21 protein-coding genes are annotated in these 19,775 nt (G+C 72.9%); 5 read left to right on the forward strand and 16 right to left on the reverse strand.

The window, feature by feature from the left end; all coding sequences use genetic code 11:
* Positions 1–96 precede the first annotated feature (96 nt).
* A complete protein-coding gene (locus ACSMXR_RS05950) occupies positions 97–1,848 on the reverse strand; it encodes an MFS transporter (RefSeq protein ID WP_473171370.1) in 1,752 nt (583 codons plus the stop codon).
* A 495-nt stretch (positions 1,849–2,343) separates the two neighbouring features.
* Here ACSMXR_RS05950 and ACSMXR_RS05955 point away from each other — a divergent pair, with 495 nt between their 5' ends.
* Entirely contained in the window at positions 2,344–3,360 is a 1,017-nt protein-coding gene (locus ACSMXR_RS05955; RefSeq protein WP_137232094.1) for a phosphatase PAP2 family protein, read from the forward strand.
* 115 nt (positions 3,361–3,475) lie between these two features.
* Here ACSMXR_RS05955 and ACSMXR_RS05960 read toward each other — a convergent pair whose 3' ends face one another.
* From ACSMXR_RS05960 to ACSMXR_RS05970, 3 genes are all read right to left on the reverse strand, one after another.
* Entirely contained in the window at positions 3,476–3,691 is a 216-nt protein-coding gene (locus tag ACSMXR_RS05960) for an I78 family peptidase inhibitor (RefSeq protein WP_030085788.1), read from the reverse strand.
* A 346-nt stretch (positions 3,692–4,037) separates the two neighbouring features.
* Positions 4,038–5,003 carry a helix-turn-helix transcriptional regulator gene (locus tag ACSMXR_RS05965; protein ID WP_473171371.1) on the reverse strand — a complete coding sequence of 322 codons (966 nt, stop codon included), beginning with the start codon at positions 5,001–5,003 and terminating at the stop codon, positions 4,038–4,040.
* A 107-nt stretch (positions 5,004–5,110) separates the two neighbouring features.
* Entirely contained in the window at positions 5,111–6,394 is a 1,284-nt protein-coding gene (locus ACSMXR_RS05970) for a glycosyltransferase family 4 protein (protein WP_473171372.1), read from the reverse strand.
* Positions 6,395–6,925: 531 nt separating this feature from the next.
* Between ACSMXR_RS05970 and ACSMXR_RS05975 the strand changes: the two genes are divergently transcribed.
* Positions 6,926–7,708, forward strand: coding sequence for a hypothetical protein (locus ACSMXR_RS05975; protein ID WP_030085794.1), 783 nt, complete (start codon positions 6,926–6,928; stop codon positions 7,706–7,708).
* Positions 7,709–7,845: 137 nt separating this feature from the next.
* Entirely contained in the window at positions 7,846–8,193 is a 348-nt protein-coding gene (locus ACSMXR_RS05980) for a hypothetical protein (protein WP_376189063.1), read from the forward strand.
* 108 nt (positions 8,194–8,301) lie between these two features.
* Here the strand turns inward: ACSMXR_RS05980 and der are convergent, their stop codons facing one another.
* The 7 genes from der to ACSMXR_RS06015 all read right to left on the reverse strand — a co-directional run bounded on the left by der (position 8,302) and on the right by ACSMXR_RS06015 (position 13,882).
* On the reverse strand, positions 8,302–9,771 hold the full coding sequence (gene der / locus ACSMXR_RS05985) for a ribosome biogenesis GTPase Der (protein ID WP_030631001.1): 1,470 nt from the start codon (positions 9,769–9,771) through the stop codon (positions 8,302–8,304).
* A gap of 76 nt (positions 9,772–9,847) precedes the next feature.
* On the reverse strand, positions 9,848–10,504 hold the full coding sequence (locus tag ACSMXR_RS05990; RefSeq protein ID WP_137232090.1) for a lysophospholipid acyltransferase family protein: 657 nt from the start codon (positions 10,502–10,504) through the stop codon (positions 9,848–9,850).
* On the reverse strand, positions 10,501–11,196 hold the full coding sequence (gene cmk / locus ACSMXR_RS05995; protein ID WP_030085802.1) for a (d)CMP kinase: 696 nt from the start codon (positions 11,194–11,196) through the stop codon (positions 10,501–10,503). The genes ACSMXR_RS05990 and cmk overlap by 4 nt, the downstream gene beginning before the upstream one ends.
* A 168-nt stretch (positions 11,197–11,364) precedes the next feature.
* Positions 11,365–12,450 carry a prephenate dehydrogenase gene (locus tag ACSMXR_RS06000; RefSeq protein WP_376188376.1) on the reverse strand — a complete coding sequence of 362 codons (1,086 nt, stop codon included), beginning with the start codon at positions 12,448–12,450 and terminating at the stop codon, positions 11,365–11,367.
* Positions 12,447–12,809, reverse strand: a complete 363-nt coding sequence (gene aroH / locus ACSMXR_RS06005) for a chorismate mutase (RefSeq protein ID WP_103512746.1) — start codon at positions 12,807–12,809, stop codon at positions 12,447–12,449. Before aroH ends, ACSMXR_RS06000 begins: the two co-directional genes overlap by 4 nt.
* 102 nt (positions 12,810–12,911) lie before the next feature.
* Complete coding sequence (locus ACSMXR_RS06010) at positions 12,912–13,514, reverse strand: TetR/AcrR family transcriptional regulator (protein ID WP_473171373.1); 603 nt, start codon at positions 13,512–13,514, stop codon at positions 12,912–12,914.
* A gap of 5 nt (positions 13,515–13,519) precedes the next feature.
* On the reverse strand, positions 13,520–13,882 hold the full coding sequence (locus tag ACSMXR_RS06015; RefSeq protein ID WP_473171374.1) for a DUF1304 domain-containing protein: 363 nt from the start codon (positions 13,880–13,882) through the stop codon (positions 13,520–13,522).
* A gap of 208 nt (positions 13,883–14,090) precedes the next feature.
* Between ACSMXR_RS06015 and ACSMXR_RS06020 the strand changes: the two genes are divergently transcribed.
* A complete protein-coding gene (locus ACSMXR_RS06020; RefSeq protein WP_137232086.1) occupies positions 14,091–14,540 on the forward strand; it encodes a Rieske (2Fe-2S) protein in 450 nt (149 codons plus the stop codon).
* Positions 14,541–14,594: 54 nt separating this feature from the next.
* Positions 14,595–15,335 (forward strand): nucleotidyltransferase domain-containing protein, encoded by a 741-nt coding sequence (locus ACSMXR_RS06025; protein WP_473171375.1) that lies wholly within the window; start codon positions 14,595–14,597, stop codon positions 15,333–15,335.
* Between the two features lie 7 nt (positions 15,336–15,342).
* On the opposite strand, the gene ACSMXR_RS06030 is transcribed toward ACSMXR_RS06025, so the two are convergent.
* Genes ACSMXR_RS06030 through pnuC form a run of 5 tightly spaced genes read right to left on the reverse strand, consistent with a single transcriptional unit; the run spans position 15,343 to position 19,659 of the window.
* Positions 15,343–16,140 carry a nucleotidyltransferase domain-containing protein gene (locus ACSMXR_RS06030; protein ID WP_473171376.1) on the reverse strand — a complete coding sequence of 266 codons (798 nt, stop codon included), beginning with the start codon at positions 16,138–16,140 and terminating at the stop codon, positions 15,343–15,345.
* A gap of 3 nt (positions 16,141–16,143) precedes the next feature.
* Positions 16,144–17,169, reverse strand: a complete 1,026-nt coding sequence (locus ACSMXR_RS06035) for an ADP-ribosylglycohydrolase family protein (protein WP_364888734.1) — start codon at positions 17,167–17,169, stop codon at positions 16,144–16,146.
* Complete coding sequence (locus ACSMXR_RS06040; protein WP_137232082.1) at positions 17,166–17,930, reverse strand: NUDIX hydrolase; 765 nt, start codon at positions 17,928–17,930, stop codon at positions 17,166–17,168. The genes ACSMXR_RS06035 and ACSMXR_RS06040 overlap by 4 nt, the downstream gene beginning before the upstream one ends.
* Positions 17,927–19,006, reverse strand: coding sequence for an AAA family ATPase (locus ACSMXR_RS06045; RefSeq protein ID WP_473171377.1), 1,080 nt, complete (start codon positions 19,004–19,006; stop codon positions 17,927–17,929). The genes ACSMXR_RS06040 and ACSMXR_RS06045 overlap by 4 nt, the downstream gene beginning before the upstream one ends.
* Complete coding sequence (pnuC, locus tag ACSMXR_RS06050; protein ID WP_381852847.1) at positions 19,003–19,659, reverse strand: nicotinamide riboside transporter PnuC; 657 nt, start codon at positions 19,657–19,659, stop codon at positions 19,003–19,005. Before pnuC ends, ACSMXR_RS06045 begins: the two co-directional genes overlap by 4 nt.
* Positions 19,660–19,775 lie beyond the last annotated feature (116 nt).

Raw genomic sequence — 19,775 nt, forward strand, 5'->3', positions numbered from 1 at the left:
GCCTCCGGCGGCTCGCACGGTGCTCGGAGGGACCGGGAGACGCCCGCCCTCCGAAAACTAGCAGTGGTAGTCAGGGCGTCGTGCTGACGTTACGGCTCAGTGTGCCGCTCGTCCAGAGCCGGTCGCCTCGGCCGGCTCGCGCCGTGCGGGCAGCAGCCGGCGCGGGGCCGGGCGTTCCCGGCCGGCCGGACGGACGGCTTCCGCGGACCTCGGGCCGGGGGCGGTGATCTTCGGGGCCCGGGACCCGGCGGTCTCCGGCTCGGCCGCGTGGGCCTCGGCCTCGGCCCGGCGGCAGGGCTCCTTCGGCGGACAGTCCATGACCTTCGGCAGCCGCAGCGCGGCCAGCGCCCCGAGCAGCAGCAGCCCCGCGCTGACGAAGAGCGTGATGTGGAGGCCGCCGATGAAGGCGTGCCGGGCCGTGGAGCGCAGCAGATCGCCCATCGGGCCGCCGAGCTGCGCGGCCACCTGATAGGCCTCGCCCAGCGAGTGGGAGGCCTCGGCCCCGGCGCGGGCGGGGACGCCCTTCTCGCGCAGGGAGGCGAGGCCGGGGGCGTAGGCGGCGTTCATGACACTGCCGAGCAGGGCGATGCCGAGGCCCGCGCCCAGCTGGTAGGAGGTCTCGCCGATCGCCGCCGCGCCGCCCGCCCGCTCCGGCGGGGCGTCGCTGAGCATCGACTCGTACGCCCCGAAGAGCGTGGTCTGCAGCCCGAAGCCGAGCAGGACGAAGGCGCAGGTCAGCAGCGCGGGCCGGTCGTGCTGGCCCATCGAGGTGAGCAGCAGCACCGAGGCCGCGGTGAGGACGAAGCCCCAGCCGACCATGCGGCGGGGGCCGATGCGGCGCAGGGTGTACGAGCCGGTGGCGCCCGCGGCCATCGCCGCGAAGGTCAGCGGCAGCAGCCGCAGCCCGGTCTCCAGCGGGCTGAGCCCCAGCACCAGCTGGAGGTACTGGACGGCGATCAGCTGGAGGCCGACCAGCGCCAGCATGGCGAGCACGATGCAGCCGACGGCGGTGGAGAAGGCCGGGCGGGCGAACATCGAGATGTCGATCAGCGGATGCCTGCGGCGCTTCTGGCGGCGCACGAAGAGGATCAGCAGCGCGAGTCCGAGGGCCAGCGGGCCCAGCGAGACCGGGTCCAGGAGCCCCGCGCCGCCGCCCAGGCGCTTGACGCCGAGGACGACTCCGAGCACGCCCGCCGCGGCCATCAGCGCGCCCAGCACGTCCCACGGGCCGTCCTCGCCGCCGCGCGACTCGGGCAGCAGCCAGCGGCCCAGCGGCAGGATCACGGCCATCAGCGGGATGTTGATCAGGAAGACCGAGCCCCACCAGAAGTGCTCGACGAGGAAGCCGCCGACGACCGGTCCGGTGGCGGCGCCGACCGCGGCGACCGCGGTCCACACCCCGATGGCGAGCGCCCGCTCCCGGCGGTCGGGGAAGACCTGGCGCAGGATCGACAGCGTGGCGGGCATGATCATCGCGCCGCCGACGCCGAGGAGCGCGCGGGCCGCTATCAGGACGGCTGGGGTGTCGGCGGTGGCGGCGAGCGCGGAGGCGACGCCGAACAGCGCGTAGCCGATCAGCAGCACACGCCGTCTGCCGATCCGGTCACCCAGCGTGCCGAAGAGGATGAGCAGCGAGGCGCAGACGAGGGGGTAGGCGTCGACGATCCAGAGGAGGGCCGTACCGCTCGGGCGCAGGTCCTCGGTGAGGGAGGGAACGGCGACATGGAGCACGGTCGCGTCGAGGGCGACGACCAGAAGACTGAGACAGAGGACGACGAGGACGACCCAGCGGTTGGCGTCGTCGGCGGCTTTGCGCAGCCGGACCCCGGCCGTGGTCGTCCCGGACATCTACGTACCTCCCGATGAGTCCCTCGCGCTCGGCGGACCGACGGTGACGTGGGGTGCGTCCCTCGGGCCCGGCATCGACGGGCGAGTGAGCCGTCAGCGTACGCGAGTTCGGTGTGGTCACACGTGGTGCACGTCATACCGCGGTCCGCCGCTCAGTGTGGCGTACGCCATTCCGGGTGCGGTCGGGGGGCTCCCGCCGGAGGGGCCCGGAGCCCCGCGGGGGCGGGGTCCGGGCGGGTGGGACGGGGCGTGACGCGACGGCGCGCGCCTCCCCCGAATGGCGGGATCAAATGCCACGGATTTTGATGCGACTCTTTTTCCGAGAGATCAAACACGCTTACGAACGGAACCCGCGGGCTATTGGCCGCAAGATCACGGAGATTCTTCTCCGCGCCCGGAAAAGACGCCGTTCCGAGACAAAGTCCACATCACATCGTCATCACAAAGAGCCCGGATTGGCCTGCTCGCACACTCACTCGCTGTAACGTCGATTGGGTGCGTACCGACATCTTTGCCCGGCTGGACCGGGAGCCGGAACCGCCGAAGATAGAGGCACCGCGGATGAGCCGTCACCGCATCGCCCTCTTCGGCGGGACGTTGGCGTTCTATCTCGCCATCGTCTGGGCGGTGCTGATCACGTCCTGGCTGGTCGCCCTGGACTGGAAGGTCATGCTGTTCCGGCCCTACCAGCAGTGGCCCGAACTCCACGCCTTCCTGGACTACTACGTCGTGCTCGGCCAGCGCGGCCCCACAGCGGTGATGGTCGCCTGCTGGCTGGGCTGGCGCTCCTGGCGTCAGCACACGCTGCGGCCGCTACTGGTCCTCGGCACGGCCCTGCTGCTGCTCAATGTGACGGTGGGCGCGGTCAAGCTGGGGCTCGGGCGGCTCGGCCCGCACTACGCGACGCAGATCGGCTCGGCCGAGATGTTCGCCGGCGGCGATATATTTCCTTCCGGGCACACCGCGAACGCCGTCGTGACCTGGGGAATCCTCGCCTATCTGGCCACCACGCCGCGGGCCAGGCGCTATCTGTCGGCGGTGTCCGCGACGGTCTCGCTGGGTGTCGGCCTCACCACCGTGTACATCGGTACGCACTGGCTCAGCGATGTCGTGCTGGGCTGGGCGGCCGGGCTGCTCATCCTGCTGGCGCTGCCCTGGTTCGAGCCGCTGATCGCCCGGACCGAGGCCTGGATCTTCGCGATGCGCGAGCGGTGGCGGGAGCGGCGTGGCGGCGTCCGTCCGACGCCCGTGGCCGACGCCGGGCCGCAGCCGGTACTGCTGCCGCAGTCGATGGCCACCGACGGTCTCACCGCCGAGGCCGTGACCGCCCCGGTCGAACCGGTGCTGCCCGCCGGGCATCCGGCGGGCGCCAGGGCGCGGGCGCACACCGGGCACCCCGCGCGTCCGGGCGGTATGCCGGTCGCCCCGGCGGGCGTACGCCGTCCGCCGCCGCACACGGAACGGGGCCCGCGCGGCACCGGCAGCCCGGCCCGCCCGCTGTCCGGCGGCTGATCCACCGCTCCCCCGAACCCTCGGGGGCGGCACGCACCACCTCACTCCGTACGCCGAAGGCCCCGACCGCGGTCGGGGCCTTCGGCCGTCGGGGGCCCGGGTGCGACGATGCGGGTCAGCCCACCCAGCAGCGCGTCACGGTGTCGCCCTCGACCTGGAAGTTGATCCGGCCGTGGCGGAACTCCATGGTGAGGAACGTGCCCGGAGGGACGGCCCGGACCGTGTCCCAGCCACGGCTTCTGGCCTGCCGCTCGGCTGCGTCGGCGGCGAGGCCGACGTAGGACTCGGCGGCGTCGTCCGGCTGTGCTGGAGGGGTCGGTAGAGATGCCATGCCTTCACCGTAGGCGGCCCCGGACCGTGACGGAAGGCCGGGCCGGAAGGGCGTTCGACTGCATCCCCACATGCCGTGGCGGTCACGCTTGTGTCACAGGATCCCCACACGCGTATACGCGGTTCCATTCACCCGTACGGACCGGCCGGAAGCATCGGCGCGTATTAACGAGAACCTCCGTTCACCGGCGGGGAGAGTGCTCCGGCAGCGATCCGGAATCACCGGGGTGACCTGCTTCTTTTCCCATCACGGGGGATCATCGCCCGAATGGCCGGGGTACCGGAATTTCCCGCCCGCTTAAACCGGTCTTTCCTTTCCGCACGTTTCCCTCACCCCGCCCGGAGTCTCACGGAGCGTCGAGCGCGCGCGTGAGCCGGTCCCGCGCTTCCCGCATCAGGTCGGTGAGGCCGGAAGGCTCGACGACCTCGAAATCGATGCCCATCATCAGCACATGGATCACCAGCACGGTGAGGTCCGGCGCCCCCGTGATCAGCCGGCAGGTGTCCTCGTCCACCGCCTCCAGCACCCCGGCCGACGGCGACACCCGGCGGGCGGCCTCCGCGAGCGGGGCCTTGAGCAGGATCACGGCCCGGGCCGCGTACGCCGAGACCGCGACGCCCCGCGAGACGTACGCCGCCAGATCCTCCGCGGGCGGGGTGCGCGGGGTGAAACGGGGGCCGTGCGGCGGGGTCGGGGTGATCCGGTCCACCCGGAAGGTGCGCCAGTCCGCCCGCTCCAGGTCCCAGGCGACCAGATACCAGCGGCGCTCGGTGCAGACGAGCCGGTGCGGTTCGACCGTACGCCGCGAGGCCTCCCTGTCATGGGTCCGGTAGGCGAACCGGAGCCGCTCGGAGTCCCGGCAGGCCCCGGCCAGCTCGGTGAGCACCCCGGGGTCGACCGCGGAGGCCTCCGGGCCGTGCAGCATCGGCACGGTGAACGCGCCGAGCGCGCCCACCCGGCGGCGCAGCCGGTTCGGCAGCACCTGTTCGAGCTTGGCCAGCGCGCGCACGGAGCTCTCACCGATGCCCTCGATGCCGTGTCCGGCCGCCGTGCGCAGACCGACGGCGACCGCGACGGCCTCGTCGTCGTCCAGCAGCAGCGGCGGCAGCTCCGCGCCCGCCCCGAGCTGGTAGCCGCCGCCGGTGCCACGGCTGGCGTTCACCGGGTAGCCCAGTTCACGCAGCTTGTCGACGTCCCGGCGCACGGTGCGCGGGGTGACGCCGAGCCGGTCGGCGAGGTCGGCGCCGGACCAGTCCCGGTGGGCCTGGAGAAGTGAGAGCAGGCGCAGCAGTCGTGCGGAGGTCTCCAACATGCGGCGAGTCTGCCAGGAGCAGCGGACAGCTCCTGTCCGCTGGGCCCGGCCGCCCCGGCCGTCCGCTGCCCGTGGTCCGCTGTCCCCCGGCTACGGCGACGGGGCCGTCATGCGGACCTCTTCCCGCGGAGCACGTCGGCCGCCTTGTAGCGCAGGGCGTAGGCCCCGTCGAGGACGCTGCCCCGGGTGCGGTGCAGCGCGGTGCTCAGGGCGCTGTGGCCGCGCCCCTGGGCCCCACGGGCGAGGAGCTCGGTGTACAGGCTCTCGTGGCGCTCGGCGATCCGCGCCGGGTCGAAGCGGGCCGAGGCGCTGAGCGCCGCCCCGCCCATCCGGTGGCGCAGGTCGTCGTCCTCGATCAGCTGGAGCAGCGCGGCGGCGGTCGCGTCCGGGTCGCCGACCGGCACCAGACGCCCGTCGACCCCGTCCTCGATGATCTCGGCGGGTCCGTGCGGGCAGTCGGTGGCGACGACCGGCAGACCGGCGCGCATCGCCTCGACGATCGTCATGCCGAAGGACTCGCGCTCCGAAGTGACGGCGGCGATCGACGCCTTGGGCCACTCGGCCTCCATCGGGTTGACCGAGCCCATCAGGAACACCTGGCTGTGCAGGCCGAGTTCGTCGATGAGGGTGCGCAGCGACGCCTCTTCGTTCCCGGTCGCGTCCCCGCCGCCGTAGATGCGCAGCCGCCAGTCGGGGCGGGCCGCGGAGACCTGGGCGAAGGCCCGCACCAGGAGGTCGTAGCGCTTGACCCGGTGCAGCCGGCCGGCCGCGACGACCCATTTCAGGTCGCCGCCCGCGGGCGGACCGGCGGGCTCGGGAACGGCGTTGGGGATGGTCTCGATCCGCAGGCCCGGCAGCTTCAGCCGGCTGCGGTAGTCGTCCGCGTCGGCACGGGTGACGGTGGTCAGCGCGTCGAGCAGGGTGTACCGGTGGGCGATCTCGCGGCGCAGCCGGTAGCCGTGGCTGTCGAGCGTCAGATGCTCCTGCCCGACGCGCACCGGTCCGCGGCGGGTCTGCCGGCTGATGTGCACATTGAGACCGGGGCGGGTGCCGACGACGACGTCCGCCTCGATCGTCCGGAGATGGGCGGCGATCCGGGCGTCGGTGAGCCTGCTGTACTGCTTGTGCCTGCTGTCCCCGCGCGGGAACACCACGGCGGGCCGGGCGTGTTCGGCGTCGCCGCCGTCGTACGTCGCGCTCTTCTTCCGCAGATCGACGAGGTGGCGCATCGTCACGCCCTCGGGCGCGCCGAGGACGGGTGCGTCACGGTGCCGGAAGACGGACACGATCTCGACGTCGTGCTGCTCGGCGAGCGTACGGGCGAGGGTGAACGTCGTCCGGATCGTTCCTCCGATTCCGTAGGCATTGTGCAGAAGAAAAGAGATATGCATGGTGTAGCTGTTTCCCCCAGTCGATCCGGTCTGCCAAAGCTGTACTTCCGAGCGCATTCCCGTCCGGAATACACCGGGAATCCCGGAGCGTCCGGAAAGGCGCGCACGGGATCCCCGTCCCGCTGCCGGGACCACCACTGACCTGCGGGTTCCGGAATGTTTCGATCCGGATGGCCGCAGGCCCGAAAGTCACGAGAACGCGCCCGCGGGCCACCGGTGCGGTTGCCCGGTCGCCTGCCCCGTCATCCGTTGGCCAACGCTTTCCTTCGAGCTTGACGAGGCTCAATGCCGGTAGGTTGCCTGCGCCCGGGTAAAAGATTCCGGGCGGGTGCGACGGGCCGTACGCCGGGCCACGCGACGAGCCGGGCGACGAGCCGTACGCCGGCCGTGGGTCGACTCCTCGACGTACCGATGTGTCGACCTGTTCCTCACTTCCGTACGCCCCGGTGCGTGACCCCGGCCACGGATCCCGCGTTGTCTCTTCATGAGCCGGGAACCACCCGGCCCACGCACCGAGTTCGAGGAGCCCCCGTGCCGCGCATGCTCGACGTCAGCCAGGACGTACGCGCCGAGATCGGCGACGACGAAGCCGACCGGCTGCTCGTCGGCGACAACGCCCCGGGCAGTTACGACTGCACCTCCTGCCGCACCCCCGGCGACTCCGACCAGGAACGCACCAGCACGGTGCTGTTCATCGGCGACGAGACCGCCGTCCTCGCGTTCGCCCACGCGACGTGCATCCCCTCGCAGGTCGTCAAGGTCGCGGAGGACCAGCTCCAGGGCGCGGTGCGCAGCATCACCGGCAGCGAGCAGACGAATACGGAGGGGCTCATGCCCGAACAGGCCGTCCTCGGCATCACCAGCGGACTCGTCCTCATCGAGGACGATCTCCGCCCGGCCCTGGTCGTCGAACCGACCGGCCCGGTCGCCCGGCCCGGCACCGACGGCAGCGGGGGCGACGAGTTCCTCCAGCTGCTGCTGGAGCAGGGCTTCCGCCCCGCCCCCGACATGAACCGGCTGCCGGAGGTCCTTCCGGGCTGGTCCGTGCTGCTGGCGGTGGGCCAGCTGCACGCCGTGCTCCAGCCGAGCGCCGGCGGCGGCAACCCGGTCGCCTGGTGGCAGGCGCACCAGCCGCTCCAGGTGACCGACGGCTGGCGGGCCGCGGTCAACAAGTCGCAGACGGTCCTCGTCTTCGCCGCCCCGGCCGGCACCATCGGCCAGCAGCCGCGCGAGGACCTGCTCCGGGACGCCCTGGAGAAGGCCGCGGTCAACGGGCTCCTGGTCGCCGCGTCGATGCCGCTGGCCGGGACCTGATCATGTCCGCCCAGCTCGGGCACCCCCGCCGAACAGCGATTTCTCCGGCGGGGCCGCATCCGACGGGCGCTGAGGTCGTTGGCACCTACGTGCACTCATACGACTCCTCCCGCCAGCATCAGAGTCAGATCCCTGCCATGCGTCCTTCGCAGGATCCGTCGGGGGGCGTGTCCCCCACCCCGATCTACGACGCGCTGTACTCCGAGTACCGGCGCTCGTTCCGGGCGCTGCCGGGTGACCGCAGCGGCGAGGAGAATCTCGGCTTCCCGGCCTTCGGCGCCGGTCTCTTCGCCTCCCGGGCACCGTTGAGCGGTCACTCCACCGCCTCCGGGCACGGCAGCGGCCACGGCGGGCACAACGGCCAGAGCGCAAGCAGCGGCGGCCAGAGCCAGCACACCGGGACGCTCGGCTCCTGGCAGCGGGTGGGGCGGCACGCGGGGCGGCCCCGGCCCGCGGCGCTGCCGCCGGGGTCACGCGACTCCTGAGGCCGTACGAAGGTCGGGCAAGGCCGCGCAAGGCCGGGGGACGCAAGCCGCACGACGAAGCCCCGGACGCTCTCGCGAGAGCGTCCGGGGCTTCGTCGTGTGCCGGTGCTACTTGTTGCGGCCGCGCTTCTCGCGGACCCGGACCGAGATGTGGATCGGGGTGCCCTCGAAGCCGAACTCCTCGCGCAGCCGGCGCTCGACGAAGCGGCGGTAGCCGTGCTCCAGGAAGCCGGAGGCGAAGAGCACGAAGCGCGGGGGCTTGGTGCCCGCCTGGGTGCCGAAGAGGATGCGCGGCTGCTTGCCGCCGCGGATCGGGTGCGGGTGGGAGGCGACGATCTCACCGAGGAAGGCGTTGAGCCGGCCGGTGGGGACGCGGGTCTCCCAGCCCTCGATCGCGGTCTCGATGGCCGGGACCAGCTTCTCCATGTGCCGGCCGGTGACGGCCGAGACATTGACGCGGGGCGCCCAGGAGATCTGCGCGAGCTCCGTCTCGATCTCGCGCTCCAGGTAGTAGCGGCGCTCCTCGTCGAGGGTGTCCCACTTGTTGAACGCGACGACCAGCGCGCGCCCGGCCTCCACGGCCATGGTGATGATGCGCTGGTCCTGGACGCTGATGGACTCGCTGGAGTCGATCAGGACGACGGCGACCTCGGCCTTCTCCACGGCGGCGGCCGTACGGAGCGAGGCGTAGTAGTCCGCGCCCTCCTGGAGGTGGACCCGGCGGCGGATACCGGCCGTGTCGATGAACTTCCAGGTGATGCCGCCGAGGTTGATCAGCTCGTCGACCGGGTCGCGGGTGGTGCCGGCCAGTTCGTTGACGACGACCCGGTCCTCGCCCGCGACCTTGTTCAGCAGGGAGGACTTGCCGACGTTCGGGCGGCCGATCAGGGCGATCCGGCGGGGGCCGCCGAGCGCGGTGCCGAACTTCTGGGCCGGGGCGTCCGGCAGGGCCTCCAGGACCGCGTCCAGCATGTCGCCGGTGCCGCGGCCGTGCAGCGAGGAGACCGGGTAGGGCTCGCCGAGGCCCAGCGACCACAGGGCGGTGGCGTCGGCCTCGCCGCTCTGGCCGTCGACCTTGTTGGCGCAGAGGACGACGGGCTTGCCGGCCCGCCGCAGCAGCTTGACGACGGCCTCGTCGGTGTCGGTGGCGCCGACGGTGGAGTCGACGACGAAGACGACCGCGTCGGCCGTCTCGATGGCGTACTCGGCCTGGGCGGCGACGGAGGCGTCGAGGCCCAGCACGTCCTGCTCCCAGCCGCCGGTGTCGACGACCTTGAAGCGGCGTCCGGCCCATTCGGCCTCGTAGCTGACGCGGTCGCGGGTGACGCCGGGCTTGTCCTGCACGACGGCCTCGCGGCGGCCGATGATCCGGTTCACCAGGGTCGACTTGCCGACATTGGGGCGGCCGACGACGGCGAGCACGGGGAGCGGGCCGTGGCCGGCCTCGCCGAGGGCGCCCTCGACCTCCTCGGGGTCGAAGCCCTCCTGCGCGGCGAGCTCCATGAACTCCGCGTACTCGGCATCGCCAAGTTCTCCGTGCTCGTGGCCCGAGCCGTCGGAGTGAATCTGGTCGTTCATGAAGTCCGTTCCTCTTTGCATCATCATCGATGGGCCGCGATCAGCGCGGCCCACTACTCAAGTACTCAAGTCTGGCCTATCGCCCGGTGAGGCGCTTGGCACTTTCCAGGTGGGCGGTGAGCCTCGCCTGGATCCGCAGGGTCGCCTCGTCCAGCGCCTTGCGGGTCCGCCGCCCGTCACCGGCGCTCGCGTCGAACGCGTCGCCGAAGACGATGTCGACCCGGCTGCGCAGCGGGGGCAGCCCTCGTATCAACCGTCCGCGGCGCTCGGTGCTTCCCAGGACGGCCACGGGGACGATGGGCGCCCCGCCCCGTACCGCGAAATACGCGAGTCCGGCCCGCAGCGAGGCGAAGTCCCCTTCGCCCCGGGTGCCCTCCGGGAAGATCCCGAGGACTCCGCCGTCCTCCAGTACGCCGAGCGCGTGGCTGATGGCGGTGCGGTCGACGGTCGTACGGTCCACCTCGATCTGGCCGATCCCGTGCAGGAACGGGTCGAGGGGGCCGACGAACGCCTCCTTCTTGATCAGGAAGTGCACCGGCCGGGGTGCGGTGCCCATCAGCATCGGTCCGTCGATGTTGTGGGAGTGGTTCACCGCGAGTATGACGGGTCCGGCGGCGGGCACCCGCCAGGCGCCGAGCACCCGGGGCTTGAACAGCCCGTACATCAGGCCGATGCCGATGGTCCGCCCGACGGCCGCTCCGCGCAGCGTGGGCGCGCCTGTGGCATCGCTCACGCGGCGACCCGCTTCCCCTCGACGAGGGTGACGACGCACTCGATGACCTGCTGGAGGGTCAGCTCGGTGGTGTCCACCTCGACGGCGTCGTCCGCCTTGGCGAGCGGGGAGGTCTTGCGGCCGGAGTCGGCCGCGTCGCGCTTGATCAGGGCCTCGCGGGTGGCGGTCAGGTCCGAGCCCTTGACCTCGCCGCTGCGGCGGGCGGCGCGGGCCTCCGGGGAGGCGGTGAGGAAGATCTTGAGGTCGGCGTCGGGCAGCACGGTGGTGCCGATGTCCCGGCCCTCGACCACGATGCCGCCGGTCGCGGCGGCGGCGATGGAGCGCTGCAGCGCGGTGATGAGGGTGCGCACCTCGGGGACCGCGCTGACGGCGCTGACCTTGGAGGTGACCTCCTGGGTGCGGATCGGTCCCGAGGCGTCCTCGCCGTCGACGGTGATCGTCGGGGCGGCCGGGTCGGTGCCGGAGACGATCACGGGCTTGGCGGCGGCGGTGGCGATCTCCTCCGGGTTGCCCACGTCGATGCCGTTGTTCAGCATCCACCAGGTGATGGCCCGGTACTGCGCGCCCGTGTCCAGGTAGCTCAGGCCGAGCTTGGCGGCGACGGCCTTGGAGGTGCTCGACTTGCCGGTGCCCGAGGGCCCGTCGATGGCGACGATCACGGAGGGGCGTGCGGTTTCCACGGTGGTGGACACCTTCCTGGTACACGGGGCGGGGCGGACGGGCCTGCGGGCGGCCTCGTACCAGGTTACCGAGTACCGGGCGTGCCCTTGTACCCCGTACGGGGGAGGCGGGCCACCCGCGCGGGGGTGGCGCCGCTCCCTTCGTACGTGACCGGGGTCGGCCGTTCGTACGGGACCGGGTCAGCCGCGGATCGACCAGCCGCGTTCCTGGAGGGCCGCGCCGAGGACCGGGGCGGCGCTGGGCTCGACCATGATCTGGACGAGGCCCGCCTGCTGGCCGGTGGCGTGCTCGATGCGGACGTCCTCGATGTTGACCCCGGCCCGGCCGGCGTCGGCGAAGATCGCGGCCAGCTCGCCCGGCTTGTCGCCGATGAGGACGGCGACGGTCTCGTAGACGGTGGGGGCCGCGCCGTGCTTGCCGGGGACCCGGACGCGGCCCGCGTTGCCGCGTCGCAGGACGTCCTCGATGGCGTCGGTGCCCGCGCGCCGCTTCTCCTCGTCGGCGGAGTGCAGACCGCGCAGCGCGGCCACGGTCTCCGCCAGGTCGGCGGCGACCCCGGCGAGGACGTCGGCGACCGGGCCGGGGTTGGCGGAGAGGATCTCCACCCACATCCGGGGGTCGGAGGCGGCGATCCGGGTGACGTCGCGGATGCCCTGGCCGCACAGGCGTACGGCGGTCTCGTCGGCCTCCTCCAGCCGGGCGGCGACCATCGAGGAGATCAGCTGCGGGGTGTGCGAGACGAGGGCGACGGCCCGGTCGTGGGCGTCGGCGTCCATGACGACGGGGACGGCCCGGCACAGGGCGACCAGCTCCAGCGCGAGGTTGAGCACCTCGGTGTCGGTGTCCCGGGTCGGGGTGAGGACCCAGGGGCGGCCCTCGAAGAGGTCGGCGGTGGCGGCGAGCGGCCCGGAGCGCTCCTTGCCCGCCATCGGGTGCGTGCCGATGTACGGGGCGAGGTCGAGGCCGAGCGCCTCCAGCTCGCGGCGCGGGCCGCCCTTGACGCTGGCGACGTCGAGGTAGCCGCGGGCCACCCCGTCGCGCATCGACCGGGCGAGAACGGCGGCGGTGTGGGCGGGCGGTACGGCGACGATCGCCAGGTCGACGGGGCCCTCCGGCGCCTCGTCCGTACCGGCGCCGAGCGCGGCGGCGGTGCGGGCGGAGGCGGGGTCGTGGTCGACGAGGTGCACCTGGATACCTCGGCCCGCCAGCGCGAGGGCGGCGGAGGTGCCGACGAGCCCGGTTCCGATGACGAGGGCGGTTCTCACTGGGCGATGTCCTTGCGCAGGGTGGCGGTGGCGCCGAGGTAGACGTGGCTGATCTCGGCGCGCGAGAGGTAGGTCTCGACGTGCACGAGGATACGGACGACCCGGGGCATGGCCCCGTCGATGTCCAGCTCCTGGGCACAGATCAGGGGGACGTCGACGATGCCGAGGCCGCGGGCGGCGGCGGCCGGGAAGTCGCTGTGCAGATCGGGGGTGGCGGTGAACCAGATGCTGATCAGGTCGTCGGCGACGAGCTCGTTGCGCTCCAGGACGGCGGTCAGCAGCTCACCGACCCGCTGGTCCATGTGCCCGGCCTCGTCCCGGTCCAGCTGGACCGCGCCCCGGACCGCTCGTACCGCCACGTCGTACTCCTCGCTCTTCGCCGCTCCACCGCGTCCCCGGCCCGGCGCCCGATGGCGCGGCCGGCTGCTCTCCTCAGCCTAGAGCGGCCGGGGCGGCGGCGATCACGGTGTTCCGTCCGTGAGACGGGCGGTGGCGTGCACGGCCAGGAGCATCCGCCAGATCCGGGCGGCGAGAGCGTCGGGGGCGGCGGCAGTGTGCCCGTGCACCCAGTCGGCGAGCACTCCGGTGAAGAGTCCGGCGACGGCGCTCGCGGTGAGGTCCTGGCCGGGGCCGCCCGGGCGGCGGGCGCGCAGCTCGTCGAGGCTGCGCCGGCGGAGTTCGGCGTGGAGCAGTTCGCCGAGCGGTCCGCCGCCGCCCTCCCGCAGCAGGCTGCGGTAGACGGGCGTACGGGCGCCGACCTCGGCGAGCAGCTCGCCGAGCGGGGCCGGCGGGTCGTCGGGGCCCGGGGGCGCGCCGTCCCAGGCGTGCAGGGCGTCGACCGCCCGGGTGACGATCTCGGCGCAGGCGTCCACGGCGAGGGCGTGGAGATCGTCGTAGTGGAGGTAGAACGTGGCCCGGCCGACCCCGGCGCCCCGGACCACCTGCGAGACGCTGACCCGGTCCAGCGGCCGCTCCTCGCAGGCGGCGAGCAGGGCGGCGCGGAGCCTGGCCCTGGTGCGCGCGGTCCGCGGGTCGCCGCTGCCGTCCGTCACCGCGGGGCCCATCGGCCTCAGCCCGCCAGGAGGACGAGAGCGAGGGCGAGGGCGGCGGGCCCGGCCTGGACGAAGAGGATCTTCCGGCTGACGGTGGCGGCCCCGTAGACACCGGCGACGACCAGGCAGATGAGGAAGAAGATCTGCGTCTGGTGGGCGACCGGATCGCTCGCGAAGAGGCTCCAGATCAGCCCGGCGGCCATGAAGCCGTTGTAGAGGCCCTGGTTGGCGGCGAGCGTGGCGCTCTCACGGGAGAAGGCTGCGGTCGTGCCGAAGGCCTTGCGGCCGCGTTCGGTGTCCCAGAGGAACATCTCCAGGACGAGGAAGTAGAGGTGGATGACCGCGACGAGCGCCACCAGAACCTGAGCTGCGACATACATGACGAAGGGCCTCCTGGTCGATTTCCTGGACAACTGTACAGGAAATCGGCCCGGGGAGCCGGACGGTCAGGGCTTCTGCTGTTCGGTCAGGTCCAGATCCGCCACTCGGGCGGGCGCACGGTCCGCCCGGTTGCTTCACCCGGGGGCCCGCCGCGACGACGATGGCTCACACCTCCCACCGCACCACCCCTGCCACCGAAGGAGAACCATGAACGCACGGCGAAGGACGGTGCTGGCCGCGGGTGCGGCGGGCGCCGCGGCCCTGGCCACCGGCTGCGGATCCTCCGACGAGGGCGGCGGCGGTGACACGAGCGGTACGCCCACCGCGTCGGACGGCGCTTCGGAGGGGGCGTCTCCGGGCGCTTCGGACGGCGTGGAGCTGGCCGGGACCGGGGACGTCCCGGTCGGCGGCGGAACCATCTTCAAGGAGCGCAAGGTGGTGGTGACCCAGCCGGAGGAGGGCGAGTTCAAGGCGTTCTCCGCCGTCTGCACCCATGCGAGCTGTCTCGTCTCGACGGTCAGTGACGGCACCATCAACTGCCCCTGCCACGGCAGCCGGTTCAGCATCACGGACGCGGCGGTCGAGGCCGGCCCGGCGACCCGGCCGCTGCCCGCCGAGCGGATCAGCGTCTCGGGCGGAACGATCCGGCTGGGCTGAGGCCGGCCCGAATATCCGGGGCGCGGCGGCCGCCGCGCCCGTACCCTCGCGGGCATGATCACTCCAGCCGAGGACGCCGGGACCGCCGACGGGGCCGGGCAGGCGCTCGTACGCGACCACACGGTCTACGCGTGCGTCATGGGCTCGCGCGCCTTCGGGCTGGCCACCGAGGACAGCGACACGGACCGGCGCGGGGTGTTCCTCGCGCCGACTCCGCTGTTCTGGCGCTTCGAGAAGCCGCCGACGCATGTCGAGGGCCCCGCGCCGGAACAGTTCTCCTGGGAGCTGGAACGCTTCTGCGAACTCGCGCTGCGGGCCAATCCGAATGTGCTGGAGTGCCTGCACTCCCCGCTGGTGGAGTCCGTGGACGACACCGGCCGCGCACTGCTGGCCCTGCGCGGAGCGTTCCTCTCGCGGCTCGCGCACGGCACGTTCGTCCGGTACGCGCTGGGCCAGCGCAGAAAGCTGGAGGCGGACGTACGGATCCACGGGGCGCCGCGCTGGAAGCACGCGATGCATCTGCTGCGGCTGCTGGCGAGCAGCCGTGATCTGCTGCGTACGGGCGAGCTGCGCATCGAGGTCGGCGACGCACGCGAGGAGCTGCTCGCGGTGAAGCGCGGCGAGGTGCCGTGGCCGGAGGTGGAGCGCCGGATGAACCGCCTCGGCGCGGAGAACGACGAGGCGGCGGCCCGCTCCCCGCTGCCGCCGGAACCCGACCGGGCGGCCGTGGAGGACTTCCTCGTCCGGACCCGGCGGGCCTCGGCGGCACGGGAGACGGCCCGGCCCGGCCGCTAGCGGGTGCCTAGCGGGTGTGCGGGGCCGCGAGCCTGGCCCGTACGACGAGGTCGTGCAGGTCCTGAAGGACGGTCACCGCGTCCGGCAGCCGGGAGCGGGTCCGCGCCTCGTCCAGGACGCGGTGCAGCTCCGTCACGTCCCGGGTGAGGGTCTCCTCGTCCGGGCCCGTCGTCGCCGTGCCGTGTTCGGCCTCGGCCTTCGCGGCGATCAGGTCCGGGAGGTACGCGGGGGCGTCGGTCCGGTCGAGCAGGGTGGGCAGATGGGCCAGCACCTCGCCGGTGCGCATCAGGTGGATGCCGGTGAGCAGGGCCCGGAAGGTGTAGAGCAGCGGCTTCAGTTCGCCGGTGTTCCCGTACAGCCGCCACTGTGTCACCGCGAAGCCCCGGTAGTGGTGGGCGTGGTTGCGGGTGAGGACGCCCGGGGACAGCGCGGTCAGCTCCGTGTGGAGCGGACCGGTCCGCACCACCAGCGGGGACAGCAGCTGCTCCAGGACATAACCGTTCGGCCGGAGCATCAGGCGGACGAACTTGCGCAGGTCGTGGGTGACGAGATCCAGCTCGACCCCGTCGCGCTCCCACATCCGGGTGCGGGTCTCCTCCGGCTCGTGCAGCCCCAGCAGGTCCTCGGCGGGCAGGACATGGACCCCCCGCAGGTCCACGTCCGAGTCCCGGGAGGGGAAGCCGTACAGATGGGCGCCGGAGACCGTGGCGAAGGCCAGGGGGCCGGGGGCGTGTTCGAGATCCGGGCTCAGGTCGGTGACCGGGAGCCCGGCCCGCGTCAGGAGGTCGTCGATGGCGGTGGTCATGACTCAAGCGTCCCAGAGTGCCGCGAGGGACAGCAGATCGCTGCGGTACTCGATGCGCTCGGACCACTCCTTGGGCCAGGCCGCCGCGCCCAGGTGCGCCCCGGCCAGCGCCCCGGCCAGACAGGCGATCGAGTCGGAGTCGCCCCGGGTGCAGGCGGCGCGGCGCAGGGCGGTGACGGGCTCCTCGGGGAAGAGCAGGAAGCAGTGCAGGGCGGTGGCGAGGGCCTCCTCGGCGATCCAGCCGTCGCCGGTCCGCTCGCACGGGTCGGTCTCCGGCGACGGGTCGCGCAGGGCGTCCCGTACGGTCTCCAGGGCCGCCAGGCACTCGTCCCAGCCGCGCTGGATGTACGCCTGCGGGGTGGCGTCGCCCGCGTGGCGCCAGAGGTCGCCCAGCCAGCGGGTGTGGTAGCGGCCCCGGTTGTCCACGGCGTAGCTGCGCAACTGCCCGATCAGGCCGAGCGGTTCGGCGCCCTGGGCGAGCAGGAACACCGCGCGGGCCAGCAGGTCGGAGGCGGCCAGGGCGGTGGGGTGGCCGTGGGTGAGGGCGGCCTGGAGCTGGGCGGCGCCGGCCCGCTGCTCCTCGCTGAGGCCGGGGACCAGACCGACGGGGGCGACCCGCATGTTGGCGCCGCAGCCCTTGGAGTGCGTCTGGCTGGCCTCCTGCCAGACGCGGGTGTGTTCGAGCAGCCGGCAGGCGGTGAGGCAGGTGTTGCCGGGGGCGCGGTTGTTGTCCGGCGAGTGGTACCAGGCGACGAACTCGTCGCGGACCGGGCCCACCAGCCGTTCGGGGGTGAGCAGTCCGCTGTCCATGGCGGTGCGGATGGCGCGGCCCAGCGCGATCGTCATCTGGGTGTCGTCGGAGACGACGGCGGGGTTCAGGAGAGGAATCCGCCGCCAGGGGCCGAACTTGGCGAGGATGGCGGGCACATCGTTGAACTCGGTGGGGAAGCCGAGCGCGTCGCCGATGGCGAGCCCGGTCAGGACGCCGGTCGCGGCCTGCTTGGTGAGGGGCGGGGTGGCGATGGTCATCTGTCTCGTCCTTCCGGTGCGGAGTGGGGAGCGTCGGGCTGCGGCGGGCGCAGGAGCGGCGGGTGCAGGGCGGTGGCGTCGCCCGCCCGGTAGAGGGCGGCCGGTTTGCCCCGTCCGCCGGTGCGGCGCGGCGGGCCCTCGACGGCTTCGACGAAGCCGGGCGCGTTCAGGACCTTGCGCCGGAAGTTGGGGCGGTCCAGCTCGACGCCCCAGACGGTCTCATAGACCTGCTGGAGCTCGCCGAGGGTGAACTCGGCGGGGCAGAACGCGGTGGCCAGACAGCTGTATTCGAGCTTGGCGCCGATCCGGTCGTGGGCGTCGGCGAGGATCGTGTCATGGTCGAAGGCCAGCGGCCCGGTGGCGCCCGCGTCCCACCACCGGGCGCTCGCCGCGTCGCCGCCGCCGCGCGGTTCGGGCAGGTCCGGCAGGAGTGCGGCGTACGCGACGGAGACGACCCGCATCCTCGGGTCGCGGTCCGGGTCGGTGTAGGTGCGCAGCTGTTCGAGGTGGAGGGCGCCGATCGTGCCGGGGCCGAGGCCGGTCTCCTCGGCGAGTTCGCGGCGGGCGGCGTCCTCGGCGGACTCGCGGGGCAGCAGGAAGCCGCCGGGCAGCGCCCACCGGCCCCGGAAGGGTTCCTGGCCGCGTTCGACGAGCAGGACGTGCAGCCGGGCCTCGCGGACGGTGAAGACCGCGAGGTCGACGGTGACCGCGAACGGCGCGAAGGCGTGGGGGTCGTAGCCCTCGGGGGCGGGGGTGCTCATCGTTTCTCCGGGAGGGGTGCGGCGAAGTCCCAGCCGGTGGCGAGGAGTTCGTCGACGGCGGTGACGGCGGCGGCGAGCCGCGCCTCGGGCGGGCCGGTGACCTCGATGAACCGCCGTCCGGTGCGGGTGAGTTCGGCGCGGAAGCGGTCGGTCATCCAGGGGCGCAGCTCCTCGCCGTCGCGCAGCCCGTCGTCCTCGAAGGCGACGCCCTCGTGGTCGGTGAGCAGCCACAGGTGGTGGGCGGCGCGGTCGGCGATCTCCTCGACGAGGGGGTTGCGGCCGCCGACGTACCGCTCGTGCCAGACGGTGGTGGCGAAGGAGTCGGTGTCGCAGACGAGGACCGGGGACCCGGCGCGGGCGGCGGCCTCCTCGCGCTCGTTCTGGGTCTTCGCGATGAGCGGGAAGTCGTCGGTGGTGAAGGTGACGTCCTCCCAGGCGGCCCCGGGCCACCGCTCGCGCAGGGCGGCCAGCTTGTGTTCGCTGTACTCGCGGCCGTACTCGGCGACGTACCCGGTGCGCGCCCAGACCCCGCCGCGTGCCCGGTAGTGGGCGGCGAGGGCCCGCGCGAGGGTGGTGGTGCCGGTGGACTCCGCGCCGAGGACGACGACGCGGCGGGCGAGGGCGGCCCGTACGGGCGGCCGGAGGAAGTCCCAGCAGCCGGCCGGGTCCTGGCGCACGGCGGTGCCGGAGACCGGGAAGAGGGTGCGGTCGGGGTCGACGAGGACGGACGCGGCGCCGAAGCGGCGGCCCAGCTCCTCCCCGTACGCCTCCGAGGTGAAGACCGCGTCCACCCGCTCGGGCACGGCGGCGGTGAAGACGGCCATGTGCGCGTCCCAGACGGCCGGGTCGCGCACGTCCATGTGCGTGTCGTCGACCGCGCCGACCACCGTGACGTCCGGGTGGACCTCGCGCATCCAGGCGACCCGGTCGGCGAGGGGTACGGACTCCACGGAGGCGGCGCAGACCAGTACGGTCAGCCGTTCGCAGCGGTCCCGGGCGGTCTCGACGAGGTGGTGGTGGCCGGCGTGCGGCGGGTAGAACTTGCCGAGGACCAGGCCGTGTTCGTAGCGCTTCATACGGCGGCCGCCTCCGGGGTCCGTGCGGTGCGTGCGGTCAGGTCGCGGTGCCAGTCGCGCAGGCCGACCAGGCAGAGCGCGAGGAATCCGGCGTACAGCAGCGAGGTCAGATACAGCCCCTTGTGGGCGTAGAGCGGGATGTAGACCAGGTCGGCGGCGATCCACAGCCACCAGGACTCCAGCCGCTTGCGGCACTGCCCGTACGTCGCCATCAGCGACAGCGAGGTCGTCAGCGCGTCCCAGAACGGGACGGTGGAGTCGGTGGCCCGGGACAGCAGCAGGGTGATCCCGGCGGTCCCCACCACCCCCGCCGCGAGCAGCCAGGCCCATTCGGTGCGGGTCGTCCCGCGCACCGGCAGGACCGATGTCCCTGGTCCACCCCCGTGGGTCCAGGTCCACCAGCCGTACGCGGCGAGGGTGATGAAGACGATCTGGAGGCCGGCGTCGGCGTACAGACCGGACTGGGCGAACAGCAGGATGAAGAAGAGGTTGTTGGCGATGCCGATCGGCCAGTTGGCGAGGTGCTGGCGGGCCACGAGCCAGACGCACAGCGCCCCGCTGCCGAAGCCCAGCACCTCGGTCCAACTGACCGGGGTGTCCAGGATCGTCACCAGGGGCTGTTGCAGGGGATCGAGTAGGTCCGCGAGACTCACGCCCGCCTCCTTTTTAATAGTCACTCTGACTATAAAGGCTGGGCGGGGAACGCAAAAGGCCCGCGGCCGGTTCCGTCCGAACTTTCCGGACGGCTACCGGCCGCGGGCCCTGGGAG

The sequence above is a fragment of the Streptomyces sp. DSM 106670 genome (assembly GCF_055792845.1).